At 72.5% G+C, this 13,473-nt stretch carries 15 protein-coding genes; 9 read left to right on the top strand and 6 right to left on the bottom strand.

Annotation, left to right across the window (positions count from 1 at the left end; translation table 11 throughout):
- The first annotated feature begins 10 nt into the window (after positions 1-10).
- The 4 genes from dapB (at position 11) to ACXJY8_RS19685 (ending at position 3,372) form a co-directional block, all read left to right on the top strand.
- Positions 11-808 carry a 4-hydroxy-tetrahydrodipicolinate reductase gene (gene dapB, locus ACXJY8_RS19700; RefSeq protein WP_463772505.1) on the top strand — a complete coding sequence of 266 codons (798 nt, stop codon included), beginning with the start codon at positions 11-13 and terminating at the stop codon, positions 806-808.
- Positions 809-966: 158 nt separating this feature from the next.
- Positions 967-1,605: a 2,3-bisphosphoglycerate-dependent phosphoglycerate mutase gene (locus ACXJY8_RS19695; protein WP_463772502.1), complete on the top strand. Its 639-nt coding sequence runs from the start codon at positions 967-969 to the stop codon at positions 1,603-1,605.
- Positions 1,606-1,617: 12 nt separating this feature from the next.
- Positions 1,618-2,295 (top strand): alpha-ketoglutarate-dependent dioxygenase AlkB, encoded by a 678-nt coding sequence (locus tag ACXJY8_RS19690; protein WP_463772499.1) that lies wholly within the window; start codon positions 1,618-1,620, stop codon positions 2,293-2,295.
- A 117-nt stretch (positions 2,296-2,412) separates the two neighbouring features.
- The gene (locus ACXJY8_RS19685; protein ID WP_463772496.1) at positions 2,413-3,372 is read left to right on the top strand and encodes a hypothetical protein; all 960 of its coding nucleotides are present in this window, start codon (positions 2,413-2,415) and stop codon (positions 3,370-3,372) included.
- Between the two features lie 168 nt (positions 3,373-3,540).
- On the opposite strand, the gene grpE is transcribed toward ACXJY8_RS19685, so the two are convergent.
- Positions 3,541-4,149 carry a nucleotide exchange factor GrpE gene (gene grpE, locus ACXJY8_RS19680; RefSeq protein WP_463772492.1) on the bottom strand — a complete coding sequence of 203 codons (609 nt, stop codon included), beginning with the start codon at positions 4,147-4,149 and terminating at the stop codon, positions 3,541-3,543.
- A gap of 115 nt (positions 4,150-4,264) precedes the next feature.
- Positions 4,265-7,054 carry a [protein-PII] uridylyltransferase gene (locus ACXJY8_RS19675; RefSeq protein WP_463772490.1) on the bottom strand — a complete coding sequence of 930 codons (2,790 nt, stop codon included), beginning with the start codon at positions 7,052-7,054 and terminating at the stop codon, positions 4,265-4,267.
- A 280-nt stretch (positions 7,055-7,334) separates the two neighbouring features.
- On the opposite strand from ACXJY8_RS19675, the gene ACXJY8_RS19670 reads away from it, so the two are divergent.
- The 3 genes from ACXJY8_RS19670 (at position 7,335) to ACXJY8_RS19660 (ending at position 9,402) form a co-directional block, all read left to right on the top strand.
- Entirely contained in the window at positions 7,335-7,835 is a 501-nt protein-coding gene (locus ACXJY8_RS19670; protein ID WP_463772486.1) for a hypothetical protein, read from the top strand.
- Positions 7,836-8,030: 195 nt separating this feature from the next.
- Positions 8,031-8,738: a ribose-5-phosphate isomerase RpiA gene (gene rpiA / locus ACXJY8_RS19665; protein ID WP_463772481.1), complete on the top strand. Its 708-nt coding sequence runs from the start codon at positions 8,031-8,033 to the stop codon at positions 8,736-8,738.
- Positions 8,739-8,808: 70 nt separating this feature from the next.
- Positions 8,809-9,402: a DUF2059 domain-containing protein gene (locus ACXJY8_RS19660; RefSeq protein ID WP_463772479.1), complete on the top strand. Its 594-nt coding sequence runs from the start codon at positions 8,809-8,811 to the stop codon at positions 9,400-9,402.
- A 37-nt stretch (positions 9,403-9,439) separates the two neighbouring features.
- Here the strand turns inward: ACXJY8_RS19660 and ACXJY8_RS19655 are convergent, their stop codons facing one another.
- Positions 9,440-10,813 carry a PleD family two-component system response regulator gene (locus ACXJY8_RS19655; RefSeq protein WP_463772475.1) on the bottom strand — a complete coding sequence of 458 codons (1,374 nt, stop codon included), beginning with the start codon at positions 10,811-10,813 and terminating at the stop codon, positions 9,440-9,442.
- Positions 10,814-10,873: 60 nt separating this feature from the next.
- A complete protein-coding gene (locus ACXJY8_RS19650; protein WP_463772472.1) occupies positions 10,874-11,254 on the bottom strand; it encodes a response regulator in 381 nt (126 codons plus the stop codon).
- A 75-nt stretch (positions 11,255-11,329) separates the two neighbouring features.
- On the opposite strand from ACXJY8_RS19650, the gene ACXJY8_RS19645 reads away from it, so the two are divergent.
- The gene (locus tag ACXJY8_RS19645; RefSeq protein WP_463772469.1) at positions 11,330-11,632 is read left to right on the top strand and encodes a DUF3572 domain-containing protein; all 303 of its coding nucleotides are present in this window, start codon (positions 11,330-11,332) and stop codon (positions 11,630-11,632) included.
- 136 nt (positions 11,633-11,768) lie between these two features.
- The gene (locus ACXJY8_RS19640) at positions 11,769-12,176 is read left to right on the top strand and encodes a DoxX family protein (RefSeq protein ID WP_463772464.1); all 408 of its coding nucleotides are present in this window, start codon (positions 11,769-11,771) and stop codon (positions 12,174-12,176) included.
- A gap of 7 nt (positions 12,177-12,183) precedes the next feature.
- On the opposite strand, the gene ACXJY8_RS19635 is transcribed toward ACXJY8_RS19640, so the two are convergent.
- Together ACXJY8_RS19635 and ACXJY8_RS19630 are read right to left on the bottom strand one after the other, a co-directional pair.
- Positions 12,184-12,843, bottom strand: a complete 660-nt coding sequence (locus tag ACXJY8_RS19635; protein ID WP_463772461.1) for a class I SAM-dependent methyltransferase — start codon at positions 12,841-12,843, stop codon at positions 12,184-12,186.
- Between the two features lie 10 nt (positions 12,844-12,853).
- The gene (locus ACXJY8_RS19630) at positions 12,854-13,471 is read right to left on the bottom strand and encodes a hypothetical protein (protein ID WP_463772460.1); all 618 of its coding nucleotides are present in this window, start codon (positions 13,469-13,471) and stop codon (positions 12,854-12,856) included.
- Between the last annotated feature and the right edge of the window lie 2 nt (positions 13,472-13,473).

The raw sequence follows: 13,473 nt of genomic DNA, 5'->3' as shown, positions 1-13,473 counted from the left end.
GCTGAGGACGATGCGGCTCGTGGTGGTCGGCGCCGACGGGCGCATGGGGCGGATGCTGATCCGCGCGGTGGCGGAGACCGAGGGCTGCACCCTGTCGGGCGCCATCGAGCGCGCGGGCTCCGCGGCCCTGGGGCAGGATGCCGGCACGCTGGCGGGCCTCGCGCCCCTCGGCGTCGCGGTCACGGACGATCCCCTGCCGGTCTTCGCGGCGGCCGAGGGCGTCCTCGACTTCACGGCGCCGGCCGCCACCACCTTCTTCGCCGAGCTCGCCGCGCAGGCCCGCATCGTCCACGTGGTCGGCACCACGGGCCTGCAGGAGGCGGATCTCGCCAAGCTCTCGGCGGCCGCCCACCACGCCCGCATCGTGCGCTCGGGCAACATGTCCCTCGGGGTCAACCTCGTGGCCGGGCTCGTGCGCCGGATGGCGGCGGCCCTCGGGGAGGAGTTCGACATCGAGATCGTCGAGATGCACCACCGCATGAAGGTGGACGCCCCGTCCGGCACCGCCCTCCTCCTCGGCGAGGCGGCGGCGGAGGGGCGCGGGGTCGCCCTCGCCGACGCGCGGGTCTCCACCCGCGACGGCCATACCGGCGCGCGCCGGCCCGGCGACATCGGCTTCGCCACCCTGCGCGGCGGCACGGTGGTGGGCGACCACAGCGTGGTCTTCGCCGGCCCCGGCGAGCGGATCACCGTCGGCCACCATGCCGAGGACCGGGCGATCTTCGCCCGCGGCGCCGTGCGGGCGGCCCTCTGGGCCTTCGCCCGGCCGCCCGGCCTCTACGGGATGGACGACGTCCTCGGGCTTTAATACGAAGCTCACGCGCCGCGGGCGGGTTTCGTCATCCGCCGTTCAGATTGACGCGCGCATGAGCCGCCCGATGCGCCTTCGCTGCGCTGCACCATCGTCCCCGCCCAGGCTTTCGCCAAGGCCCGTGCCGTCTCCAAGACCAAGAGGATCGTCCCCCGATGGATCGCCTTCTCGTCCTCGCTCGCCATGGCCAGAGCGACTGGAACCTCAAGAAGCTGTTCACGGGCTGGCGTGATCCCGAGCTGACGGATCTTGGCGTCGAGGAGGCCCGCAATGCCGGTCGCTGGCTCAAGGAGCAGGGCTACGGCTTCGACGTGGCCTTCACCTCCAACCTGCGGCGCGCCCAGCGCACCTGCGCGCTGATCCTGGAGGAGATGGACCACGGCGGGATCGAGACGATCCGCAACGAGGCCCTGAACGAGCGCGACTACGGCGACCTCTCGGGCCTCAACAAGGACGATGCCCGCGAGCGCTGGGGCGACGCCCAGGTGCACCAGTGGCGCCGCTCCTACGACGTGCCGCCCCCCGGCGGCGAGAGCCTGAAGGACACCGCCGCCCGGGTGCTGCCCTACTACATCCAGTTCATCCTGCCCCGCGTCATGGCGGGCGAGCGCGTGCTGGTGGCCGCCCACGGCAACTCCCTGCGCGCCCTCGTGATGGTGCTCGACGGCATGACCACCAAGACCATCGCCAGCCTCGAGATCGCCACCGGCATCCCGCTCGTCTACCAGCTCAAGGCCGACACCACGGTGGAGAGCAAGACGGTGCTCGAGCACGACATCGACCACAAGGTCTGACCGGCCCCGCCCATGGCCGCCCGCGTTCCGGCCGGGACCGTCCTGGTTCCCGGCCTGATCCACGTCCCCGGCTATCTCGACGGCGCGGCGCAGGCGCGCCTCGCTGCCGAACTCGCGGCGGCGCTGGCGGCCGCGCCCCCCTACACGCCGCGGATGCCCCGCACCGACCGGCCCTTCTCGGTGCGGATGTCGAATTGCGGCCCGCTCGGCTGGGTCTCCGACCGGGCCGGCTACCGCTACCAGCCGCGCCACCCCGTGACGGACGCGCCCTGGCCGGCCATCCCGGCCACCGCCCTCGCCGCCTGGGAGGCCCTGTCGGGCTATCCGGCGCCGCCCGAGGCCTGCCTCGTCAACCTGTACGGGCCCGACGCCCGCATGGGCCTGCACCAGGACCGCGACGAGGAGGCCCAGGATGCGCCCGTGGTCTCGCTCTCCCTCGGCGCCACCGCGCTCTTCCGCTACGGCGGCCTGCAGCGCGCGGACCCGACCCGCTCGCTGCGCCTGCGGGCCGGTGACGCGCTCGTGATCGGCGGTCCGGCCCGGCTGATCCATCACGGGGTCGACCGCCTCGTCCCGGAGGCGCCGGACCTGCTCTCGGGCGCCGCCCCCGGCGGGCCGCCCGATTTTCTGGTGCCCGGCGGGCGCTGCAACCTGACCCTGCGACGCGTGACGCGGCCCTCCGGCGCTTGACAGCGGCGGGGTGTTGAGCCGACCCATCGGATCAGCCTCAGCGTCGGCCTGCCCCGCCAGGGGCGACCCGGCGGACCTGCCCGGCGCGAGACCGGAGCCTTGCGGAGAATCGATTCGATGCGTCTGCGTAACCTCGTTCGTCCGGTGTCCATCCTGGTCCTCGCCCTGGGGCTGGCCGTGCCGGCCCTGGCAGCGGACCCGGTCTTCCCGCCGAGCTCCCGCTTCGGCTTCGACCCGCCCTCCGACATGGTCTCGTCGAAGCGCTTCTCCGGCCTGGAGCGGCTGGAGGGCGGCGCGACGGTCTCGGTGGTGGAGCTGCCGGCCAACGCCTTCGCCGACCTCGAGACCAACTTCACCGACTCGAACCTGAAGGCCCAGGGCTTCGTCGTCAGCAGCCGCCAGGCCATCAAGGTCGCGGGCGACGTCGACGCGGTGCTGTTCACGGGCGAGCAGCCGGCGGTGGAATCGGCCGGGACCCCGGCCATCAAGAAGTGGATGCTCCTCGTGGGCGATCCGACCGTCACCGGCATCATCATCGCGCAGGCGACGCCCGATGCCGAGACCGAGGAGACCATGAAGCGGCTGCTGACCGGCATCCACATCCGGCCGGCGCTCACCCTGGAGCAGCAGGTCGCCGCCCTGCCCTTCCGGATCGGCAACGACGCGGGCTTCCGCCCGGTGCGGGTGCTCGCCGGCAACTCGGTGCTGATGACCCAGGGCACGAAGGACGAGATGCTCGGCCTGGAGCAGCCGATCCTGGTGCTGGCCCAGGCAGTGCAGCCGCCGCCGGCCACGGAGCAGCGCGACGCCTTCGCGCGCGCCGCGCTGTATTCCAACCAGACCATGAAGGACTTCGTGATCGAGCGGGCCCAGAGCTACCGCCAGAACGGCGTCGACTGGCACGAGATCGTGGCGCGCGCGGTCGACACCGCCTCGAGCACGCCGGTGGTCATCTCACAGACCATCCGCTTCGCCCCGGACGGCTACCTGCGCGCCGTCGGCGTCGTGAAAGCCGACAAGCGCGAGGGCGTCCTGGCGAAGTTCCGCGAGATCGTCGACAGCGTGCAGCTGCGCTAGGGGCGACCGTTCGACCCGGTCGCAAGGTCCTTCTCCCCTCCGCGGGAGAAGGTGGCCCGCGAAGCGGGTCGGATGAGGGCAGCGACGGTTCCGGAGAGGGTTTCCCCTCTCCCGCCTGCTCCGCAGGCACCCTCCCCCACAGAGGGGGGAGGGTCACAGGCGCCACGCTCAGGCGGCGTCGGCCGGGGTGGCGGCCGGCTTCGGGCCGCCCTTGGCCACGCCCACCAGGGCCGGGCGCAGGACCCGGTCGCCGATGATGTAGCCGGCCTGCATCACCTGCACGACGGTGCCGGTGGGGACCTCGGGGTCCGGCACCTCGAACATCGCCTGGTGGCGGTTGGGGTCGAAGCGCTGGCCCTTCGGCTCGATCAGCTTGACGCCGTGCCGTTCCAGGGTCTTGGCGAGGTCGCGCTCGGTGAGCTCGATGCCGTCGATCAGGGCCTTGAAGGCGCCGTCGGCGCTCGTCCGGTCGGCTTCGGGAATGCTCTCCAGGGCGCGGCGGATGTTGTCGGCGGAATTCAGGAGGTCGCGGGCGAAGTTCGTCACCGCGTAGGCGCGGGCATCGGCGACCTCGCGCTCGGTGCGCCGGCGCAGGTTCTCCATCTCGGCCAGGGTGCGCAGGACGCGGTCCTTCAGCTCGTCGCGCTCGGCCACGAGGGGGGCCAGCGCCTCGCCCTGCATCGCCTCGCCGGAGCCCTCGGTCTGCGCGGCCCCCTGGGTCTCCTCGACCGCCTGGGCCGGATCGCGCCGCTCGTCGTGCATGTCGTTCGCCATCATGGGGTTTCGTCAGGGAAATTCAGGTTCGGGGTTGGCGCTGATATCAGGCGGTGGCGCCGCGAAATCAAGCGCGCGGGGGCTCGGGCCCTGCGCGCGCCCCGGCTCCGGGCCGGGCTCAGGCCTCGCGCGGGGGCGGCGAGTCGATCAGCGCATCGAGCCCTTCCGCGCGCAGGGCGGCGACGTCGCCGGCGAAGACCTCCATCACGGCGGTCCGGATCGCCACCTGGCGGTCGGGCTGGGTCACCCGGGTGCCGGTGAGGTCGGTCACGTAGAACACGTCCACCGCCCGCTCGCCGAAGGTCGCCACGTGGGCCGAGGTGATGTTGAGGCTGAGCCGGCTCAGCGCCGTGGTCAGCTCGTAGAGCAGGCCGGGGCGGTCGAGGCCGGTGATCTCGATCACGGTCTCGCGGCTCGACAGGGCGTTGTCGATCGCCATGTCGGGCGGCACCAGGAAGGTGCGCGAGCGCTCGCTCGGGGGGTGCTTGTCAGCCACGAGGTCGGCGATGCGGATCTCGCCGCGCAGGGCCTTCTCGATGGCGGTGGTGATGCGTCCGGCCCGGCGCAGCTCGTCCTCGTCCCGCTCGAAGGCGCGCGAGATGAAGATCGAGTCGAGGGCGAAGCCGTCCGTGGTGGTGAAGATCTGCGCGTCGACGATGTTGCCGCCCGACGCGGCGCAGGCCCCGGTGACGATGGCGAGCAGGCGCGGATGGTCGGGCGAGTAGATCGTCAGCTCGGTGACGCCGCGGACCGGATCGGTCTCGGTGGCGGTGGCCACCGTGCGCCCCTCGGCCGTCAGCGCCTTGACGAAGCCGGCATGCTTGAACTGGCGCGTGGTGTCGACCTTGAGCCAGTAGGCCTGGTTGTGGCGCGCCGCGTAGGCGTCGAACGCCTCCGACTGCCAGTCGCTGAGCTGCTCGCGCAGGGCCATCTGGATCAGGCGGACCCGGTCGGTGCGCGCGATCTCGGAATGGCCGCCGGAGAGCACCACCTCGGTCTCGTCGTAGAGGGTGCGGATCAGGGTGCCCTTCCAGGCGGTCCAGACGCCGGGGCCCACGGCCTTGATGTCGGCCACCGTCAGGATGGTGAGGAGCTTCAGGCGCTCCAGGGTCTGCACCACGCCGGCGAACTTCTCGATGGTCTTGGGGTCCGAGAGGTCGCGGCTCTGGGCGGTCATCGACATCAGCAGGTGGTGCTCCACCAGCCAGGCCACCATCTCGGTCTCGGCCGCGGTGAGGCCGAAGCGCGGCCCGAGCTTCTCGGCGATCGCCGCCCCCGCGATGGAATGGTCCTCCGGCCGGCCCTTGGCGATGTCGTGCAGCAGCACCGTGACGTAGAGCGCCCGCCGGTGGCTGATCGTGTCGATGAGCCGGGTCGCCAGCGGATGCTCCTCCTCGGTGCGGCCCGATTCGATCGCCGAGAGCACCCCGAGGGCGCGCAGCAGGTGCTCGTCCACCGTGAAGTGGTGGTACATGTTGAACTGCATCATCGCGACGATGCGGCCGAAATCCGGGATGAAGCGGCCGAGCACGCCGGCCTCGTTCATCAGCCGCAGGATGGTCTCGGGCGAGTTCTTCGAGGTCAGGATGTCGAGGAAGAGCCGGTTGGCCTCCTCGTCGGCCCGCAGGGACTGGCCGATCAGGCGCAAGGCGCGGTTGGCCGCCCGGGTGGCGTCGGGGTGGATCGGCAGGTTGTGGCGGTCGGCGAGCCAGAACAGCCGGATCAGGTTCACGGGATCGCGGCTGAAGGCGTCGGCGTCGCGCAGGTTGATGCGGCCGTGGTCGTCGACGAAGTCCTCCGCCTCGATGGCGGTGGCGCGGAAGCGGTCGCGGAACCGGCCGATCCAGCGGTCGAGCACGGGCGTGCGCTTGGCGTGGCGCGCCTCCAGCGCCGCGCAGACGATAGCGGTGAGGTCGCCGACCTCCTTGGCGATGAGGAAATACGCCTTCATGAAGCGCTCGACGCCCGAGAGGCCGCCGCGCGGCTCGTAGCCGAAGCGCTCGGCGATCCGCGGCTGCAGCCCGAAGGACAGGCGCTCCTCGGCCCGGCCGGTGACGAAGTGCATGTGGCAGCGCACCCGCCACAGGAGCTCGTCGCAGCGCTCGAACACCCGGTACTCCTCCGGGGTGAACAGGCCGGCGGCCACGAGCTCGCTCTGGTCCCGGACCCGGTAGGTGTACTTGGCGATCCAGAACAGGGTGTTGAGGTCGCGCAGCCCCCCCTTGCCGTCCTTCACATTGGGCTCGACGAGGTAGCGCGAGGCGCCCGCCTTCGAGACCCGGGCGTCGCGCTCGCGCAGCTTGGCCTCGACGAATTCGGGCGCGGTCCACATCACCAGCTCGGTGTCGAAGCGGGTGACGAGCTCCTCGAACAGGGCGCGGGTGCCGAACAGGTAGCGGGCCTCGAGGAGCGAGGTCCGGATGGTCATGTCGGCCCGGCCCTCGCGCAGGCACTCCTCGACCGAGCGGGTGGCGTGGCCGACCTTCAGCTTGAGGTCCCACAGCACGTAGAGCATCGCCTCGACGACGCTCTCGGACCAGGCGGTCTGCTTGTAGGGCAGCAGGAACAGGAGATCGATGTCCGAGCCCGGCGCCATGGTGCCCCGGCCGTAGCCGCCGGTGGCCACCACGGCGAGCTGCTCGCCGGTGGAGGGGTTGTCGTTGGGGTAGAGCCGCCAGACCACCGCGTCGTGGATGGTGCGGATCACCGCGTCGGTGAGCCGGCTCAGGCGCTGGGCGCAGGCGATGCCGTCGCGCTCCTCCAGGAGGCGCTCCTCGGCATCCGCCCGCCCCAGCTCGATGACCCGTCGCAGCTCCGGCACCAGCACCGCCCGCAGGCGCGTCGCCTCGCGGGCATCGCGGTCCAGGTTCTCGAGGATGTCGTGGAGGGCGGCGACGGCGTCGAACATGGCCAACCCCGTTAGCATGTTGGCGGAACGACGCCAGCGGCATCACCGCGCGGAGCCCGCACAGGTGCGGGATCGCGAGGCGTTTTCATCGCCAGTCCAGAGGCGCGGCGGCGGCCCGCCGCCAGTCCAAGGGCGCGGCGGCGGCCCGCCGCCTTGTCTACCGGGTTCGGTCTCCCGGGTCCGGGCGGGCCACGGTTGCGCCGCAAGGCCGGGCTAGCGCTATGCGGTCTCCCGTCCAGACCGTCGCCCCCGCGCACCCCAGCATTCACGAAGGCTCCCGATGCGTTCGATCCTGCGTCCGATGTCCGCCCGCCCGGCCCGGGCCCTCGCCCTCGCGGCCGGCCTCCTGCCGGCGCTCGCCGCCCCGGCCTGGGCCGCCTCCTTCGAGTTCGTGCCGGCCCCCCAGATCGACCTCAACCGGGTCTACCGGGTCGACAAGGTCACGGGCGAGGTCACCTCCTGCCAGTACGGCCTGCGCGAGGGCGCGGTGGGCAGCGTCGGCGTCACCGTCTGCTACGGTGCCGGCGAGGGCGCGAGCGCCCAGGCCCCCTCGGAATACGGCCTCGTGGCCTCCCGCCACACCCGCGAGGCGGGGGTGTTCCGGGTCAATTACCGCACCGGCGAGATGAGCATCTGCTACGTGCAGCTGCAGAAGGAGGCCGTGGTCTGCACCGCGCAGGCCAACCCGGCGAGCCCGGGGGCCGACGAGGCCCCGGCCACCGGCGCCGCCCCGGGCCGGGCGGGCCCGAGCGCCACGCCGCCGCAGGGCGGCCGGCCCTGAACCCGTCCCGCCCCATCACGTCCTGCCCTGATCCCGGCCCGCGCCGCGTTGGAGCGGCCGGCCCGGCGTGCTAGGGGCAGCCGGTCGCGCCCGCCCGGCGGCGCGCGCCGTTCGATCCGTTCCCCGCCGCTTCGTCCCACGCCCGAGCCGTCCCATGCCGCACGCCCTCCCCTTCCCGGCCCCCGGAGCCCTCGCGTGAGCGGGCCGGATCTGCGCCGCGCGGCGGCCGAGGTCGCCGTCGAGCTCGTCACCCCCGGGATGCGGCTCGGGATCGGCACCGGCTCCACCGCCAACGTCTTCGTCGAATTGCTGGGCGCCCGCGTCCGGGCCGGCCTCGACGTCGTCGGCGTGCCGACCTCGGAGGCGACCCGGGTCGCCGCGGAGGCCGCCGGCATCCGCCTCGCCACCCTGGAGGAGCTGCCCGAGCTCGACCTCACCATCGACGGGGCCGACGAGATCGACGGGGCGATGCGCCTGGTGAAGGGCGGCGGCGGCGCGCTGCTGCGCGAGAAGATCGTCGCCTTCGCCAGCCGCCGGATGGTGGTGATCGCGGACGCCGCCAAGCGCGTGGAGACCCTCGGGGCGTTCCCCCTGCCGGTCGAGGTCAACGCCTTCGGCCTCGGCGCCACCCGGCGGGCCGTGGCCGCCGCCCTTCAGGCGAGCGGCTGCACCGGCGAACTCGTCCTGCGGGCCAGGGACGGCGCGCCCTTCCTCACCGATGGCGGCCACCACATCCTCGACGCCCATCTCGGGCGCATCCCCGATCCCGAGGCCCTCTCGGGTGCCCTCTGGGCGGTGCCGGGCGTGGTCGAGCACGGCCTGTTCCTCGGCCTCGCCAGCGGGGCCATCCTGGCCGAGGCGCGGGACGGGCAGGCGGTGGTGAGCCGGCTCGGCACCGTCTGAACCCGCCCCCTCTCCGCACATCCTTCCCATCGCCGAACCCCGTCGCCGAACCCCTTCCGGAGCGTCCGCCATGTCCCGCCGCCTCGCCGCCCTGGCCGCCCTCGTCCTCGCCAGCGCCCCCTTGAGCGCCCCGGCGCAAGTCCTGGCGCAAGCCCCGGCGCAGAAGCCGCCGGCGGCCAAGCCCGGCGCCAAGCCGCCCGCCCCCGCGCCGGCCCCGAGCACCCCCGCCGCGCAGAGTCCGGCCTATTCGGCCAACCACCTCGCCCTCGCCCGCGAGGTCATGCTGAATTCCGGCATCGCCCGGTCGTTCGACTCGATCATCCCCGCCTTCAGCGACCGCATCCGCCAGGGCGCCGTCACCCGGCCCGAGATCACCAAGGACCTCGACACGGTCCTGACCGCGCTGGAGCCCGAGATGGAGATGCAGAAGCAGGCGATGATCGACACCGCCGCCCGGATCTACGCCTCGCGCCTGTCCGAGTCCGAGCTGAACGAGATCGCGACCTTCTTCCGCTCGCCCGCCGGCAAGCGCTACGTCGAGACCCAGCCGCAGGTGCTCGACGAGATGGTCCAGGCGATGCAGACCTGGACCCAGGACGTGTCGGAATACATCATGGTCCGCGTGCGCGCCGAGATGGCCAAGAAGGGCCACCAGCTGCAGTAGCGGCCCCGCCGCCGGCGGCCCTGCCGCCGGCCGGGTCTCAGGCCGCGGCCGCCTCGACCCGGTTCCGGCCGGTGCTCTTGGCCCGGTAGAGGGCGAGGTCGGCGCGCTTGAGCATGTCGGCCGGCCCGGCATCCTCGGCCCGGCGCCAGGCCACGCCGATGGAGACGGTCACCGGCACCGTGCGGGTGTCGCGCTGGATCGCGAACGGCACCGCCTCGATGCGCTCGCGGATGCGCTCGGCGATGGCGTAGGCGCCCTCGGCCTCGGCATCCGGCAGGACGATGACGATCTCCTCGCCGCCGTAGCGGGCCACGATGTCGATGCCGCGCGTATGGGTGCGGATGCGCTCGGCGAAGGCCTTGAGCACCTCGTCGCCGGCCTCGTGCCCGTAGGTGTCGTTGATCGACTTGAAGCGGTCGATGTCGAGCATCAGCGCCGCCACCGGCCGGTTGCGCAGGGCCGCCTCGCCGAACAGGGCGCCGAGATGGCTGTCGAGGTAGCGCCGGTTGTGCAGCCCCGTCAGCCCGTCGGTGACGGCGAGCTCCATCGAGGCCTGGACGGCGCCGCGCAGGGCCTCCGAGAAGCGGCGGCGGCGCACCTGCGTGCGCACCCGGGCCACGAGCTCGTTCCGGTCCACCGGCCGCATCAGGTAGTCGTGCACGCCGAATTCGAGGCCCCGGATCACCCGGGCGCGGTCGTGCTCCTCGGCGATCATCATCACGGGCATCAGGCGGGTGCGGTCGAGGGAGCGCAGCTGGCTGCACAGGCGCAGGCCGTCGAAGCCCTGGATGTCGAGGCTGACCAGGGCGAGGTCGAAGCTGCCCTCGGCGGCCAGCACCAGGGCCTTGTGCGGGTCCGCCTCCACCATCAGCGTGTGGTGCTGGCCCAGCGCCGCCGCGAGGCGGTCGGCCGAGCCGGGGCGGTCCTCCACGAGGAGGATCGAGGCGTTAAGGCCGGTCTCGGCCGCCGCCAGGGCCAGGGGATCGCCGATGCCGAAATCCCGCGAGGCCACGGCACGGGAGCGCAGCTCGTCCGTCACCGCCTTCAGGCGCACCAGGCTGCGCACCCGGGCGAACAGGGCGGTGTCGTCGATGGGCTTCGTCAGGAAGTCGTCGGCGCCCGCATCGAGGCCGCGCAGGCGGTCGGAGGGCTGGTCGAGGGCGGTGACCATCACCACCGGCAGGTGGGCCGTGTTGGGGTTGCTCTTGAGCCGGCGGCAGACCTCGAAGCCGTCCATGCCGGGCATCATCACGTCGAGGAGGACGAGGTCGCAGAGACCCTTCTCGCAGATGGTGAGCGCGTCGGGGCCGTTCATCGCCGCCAGAACGTCGAAGTATTCCATCGAGAGCTTCGTCTCCAGGAGCTTCACGTTCGGGAAGAGATCATCGACGATCAGGATTCGGGCCGACATCGTTCCTCGCGCAGGGTCGTACTACTGGGCCGTCGGGACGCTTCGAGCGAGGCGTGCGGGTCAGGCGCCCCTGGCGTCGCCGAGGTACTGGCGCACGGTGGCGAGGAACTTCGCCACCGAGATCGGCTTCGAGAGGTAGGCCTCGCAGCCGCCCTCGCGGATGCGTTCCTCGTCGCCCTTCATGGCGAAGGCCGTGATCGCGATCACCGGGATGGCCTTGAGGTCGTCGTCCTCCTTGAGCCACTTCGTGACTTCGAGGCCGGACACCTCGGGCAGCTGGATGTCCATGAGGATGAGGTCGGGGCGGTGGGCCCGGGCGAGTTCGATCGCCTCGATGCCGTTGGCGGTCTTCAACGTGGCGTAGCCATGGCCCTCCAACAGGTCGTTGAAGAGCTTCATATTGAGTTCATTGTCCTCAACGATGAGCACGGTCTTCTTCATGGCCCGTTGTTCCCGGTGCGTGGACGGCCCATTGTCGTTCGACGCATGCCCCGCCTCAGGAGATTTAGCGGATACATGTTGACGAAACGCAAACCCACGGGCGGAGACGATTCCGCAGAGGGCGTGGCCCTGGCGGCGCTCGCCTGGATGGCCACCGACGACGAGCGCCTGTTCGCCTTCCTCAACGCCACCGGGGCGACGCCCGAGACCCTGCGGGCCAGCGCGCAGGACCCCGGCTTCCTGGCGGGCATCCTCGATCATATCATGAGTGACGAGAGCACGCTCCTCGCCTGCGCCGAGGCCCTCGACACCAAGCCCGAGCGCATCGCCGCCGCCTGGCGCCGCCTCGGCCCGCCGGACTTCGACGACGGGATGTGAATGGGGGATGCGGGGCCGGATATCCCCGCCGGATTGTCCCCCGAGGCTCGCCCCGTCGCGTGCAGTGCGGTATGGCTCGGCGGCTTCGCGCCGGCACCAGCCGCGCGACGCGCCCATCGCCGGAGGCCGTTCGCCCATGTCCCTCGCCAACCTGTCGACGACCTGGGCCCCGCGCCTGCTCAGCGTCCTGCGGATCATGGCCGGCCTGCTCTTCCTCGAGCACGGCACCCAGAAGCTGTTCGGCTTTCCCATGCGGATGGGTGGCGGCCCCGCGCCCGATCTCCTGTCCCTCCCGGGCATCGCCGGCTGCCTCGAACTGGTGGGCGGGACGCTGATCGTCCTCGGCCTGTTCACCCGGCCGGTGGCCTTCCTGCTCTCGGGCCAGATGGCGGTAGCCTACTTCCTGGCGCACGCGCCGAAGAGCCCGTTCCCGGCGCTCAACGGGGGCGATGCCGCGATCCTGTTCTGCTTCGTCTTCCTCTACCTCGCCGCCGCCGGCGCCGGTCCCTGGAGCCTCGACGCGCAGCGCCGCGGCCGGTTCTGAGGGCGGCTCAGGCGCTGAAGCGCCAGACGCTGCTGCGCTTGATCTCGGCATCCTCCAGGGAGCGGCTCACCGGCACCGCGTAGGTGGCGAGCTCGGTGAGCCGGTCGCGGGGCAGGTAGGAGCGGCCGGGATCGCCCACCAGCACGGTGGCGCCGCGGGCATGCAGGCCGGAGAGCCAGCCGGTGACGCGGGCCGCGAGGTCCCGCTCGTAGAAGATGTCGGCGGCCAGCACCACGGCCGAGCCCGGATCGGAGCCGACGAGGTCCCGCGACACCGCCTCGATCCGATCCGCGACGCCGTTGGCCGCCGCGTTGAGGCCGATGGCCGGGATCGCGAAGGGATCGAGGTCGCTGGCCGTGACGTGGACCGCGCCGGCCCGCGCCGCCGCGATGGCGACGAGACCCGAGCCGGAGGCGAAGTCGAGCACCCGGCGCCCCGCCACGAGGCCGGGATTGTCGAGGACGTAGCGGGCGAGCGCCTGCCCGCCGGCCCAGGCGAAGGCCCAGAACGGCGGCGGCAGGCCGATCGCCTCCAGCTCGTCCTCGGTCTTCTGCCAGAGCTCGGTGGCCTCGTCGGCCACGTGCAGGACGATCTCGGGCGCGTGCGGCACCGGGCGCAGCCGGGTGTTGGCCCGGATGAAGGCGAGGGGATCAGCCGACGGCGTCATGATTCCACGCTCATGCCCGGCCGAACTCGCCGTAGAGGCTGGCGGCCGCCGCGCCCAGCCCGTCCTCCCTCGGTCCGTCCGCATCCGCGAGCGCCAGCGCCGTATCGGCCGGGTCGAGGCCGAGGGCGGCGGCATCGGCCGCGGTCTCGCAGAGGTATCGGGTGCTCCGGGTGGCGAGGGGGCCGCGCAGGGCCTGACGCAGGCCGAAGCGCGTCAGGCGCCCGGCGGCATCGGTGCGGGCGCCCAGCGCCGCGAGGTCGTCGGGCTGGTAGATCCGCGCCGCGATGCCCGACATCGCCGCCGCCGTGCCGCCGACCACGATCGCCCGCAGGCCGATGGCGTGCAGGAGGTCGGCCTCCAGGGCCTTGAGGATGCCGGCGAACTGGCCCGCCTCGTAGCCCGCCGCCATCGGGTTGATGCGCGAGGTCCCGAGCGCGAAGGGCACGACCCGGGCGCCCGCCGCCTCGATCGCCCCGCGATGCGCCGCCACCCGCGTCACCACCGTCGCGGCCAGCCCGGCGGCCCGGGCTGCCGCGACCAGGGGCAGGAAGCGGGACGCGAAGCCCGCATCGTCGGGGGCGAGGAGGACGAGATGCCGGGGCCTGGTGCCGGAAGCGGGATGATCCATCG

The sequence above is a fragment of the Methylobacterium sp. TK31 genome (assembly GCF_055361545.1).
This window is presented reverse-complemented; position numbering and strand designations above follow the sequence as displayed.

What these genes read in the sequence shown, in the direction of transcription:
- dapB (WP_463772505.1), top strand. Translation starts at nt 11, where the DNA reads ATGCGGCTCGTGGTGGTCGGCGCCGACGGGCGCATGGGGCGGATGCTG.
- ACXJY8_RS19695 (WP_463772502.1), top strand. Translation starts at nt 967, where the DNA reads ATGGATCGCCTTCTCGTCCTCGCTCGCCATGGCCAGAGCGACTGGAAC.
- ACXJY8_RS19690 (WP_463772499.1), top strand. Translation starts at nt 1,618, where the DNA reads ATGGCCGCCCGCGTTCCGGCCGGGACCGTCCTGGTTCCCGGCCTGATC.
- ACXJY8_RS19685 (WP_463772496.1), top strand. Translation starts at nt 2,413, where the DNA reads ATGCGTCTGCGTAACCTCGTTCGTCCGGTGTCCATCCTGGTCCTCGCC.
- grpE (WP_463772492.1), bottom strand. Translation starts at nt 4,149, where the DNA reads ATGATGGCGAACGACATGCACGACGAGCGGCGCGATCCGGCCCAGGCG.
- ACXJY8_RS19675 (WP_463772490.1), bottom strand. Translation starts at nt 7,054, where the DNA reads ATGTTCGACGCCGTCGCCGCCCTCCACGACATCCTCGAGAACCTGGAC.
- ACXJY8_RS19670 (WP_463772486.1), top strand. Translation starts at nt 7,335, where the DNA reads ATGCGTTCGATCCTGCGTCCGATGTCCGCCCGCCCGGCCCGGGCCCTC.
- ACXJY8_RS19660 (WP_463772479.1), top strand. Translation starts at nt 8,809, where the DNA reads ATGTCCCGCCGCCTCGCCGCCCTGGCCGCCCTCGTCCTCGCCAGCGCC.
- ACXJY8_RS19655 (WP_463772475.1), bottom strand. Translation starts at nt 10,813, where the DNA reads ATGTCGGCCCGAATCCTGATCGTCGATGATCTCTTCCCGAACGTGAAG.
- ACXJY8_RS19650 (WP_463772472.1), bottom strand. Translation starts at nt 11,254, where the DNA reads ATGAAGAAGACCGTGCTCATCGTTGAGGACAATGAACTCAATATGAAG.
- ACXJY8_RS19645 (WP_463772469.1), top strand. Translation starts at nt 11,330, where the DNA reads ATGTTGACGAAACGCAAACCCACGGGCGGAGACGATTCCGCAGAGGGC.
- ACXJY8_RS19640 (WP_463772464.1), top strand. Translation starts at nt 11,769, where the DNA reads ATGTCCCTCGCCAACCTGTCGACGACCTGGGCCCCGCGCCTGCTCAGC.
- ACXJY8_RS19635 (WP_463772461.1), bottom strand. Translation starts at nt 12,843, where the DNA reads ATGACGCCGTCGGCTGATCCCCTCGCCTTCATCCGGGCCAACACCCGG.
- ACXJY8_RS19630 (WP_463772460.1), bottom strand. Translation starts at nt 13,471, where the DNA reads ATGGATCATCCCGCTTCCGGCACCAGGCCCCGGCATCTCGTCCTCCTC.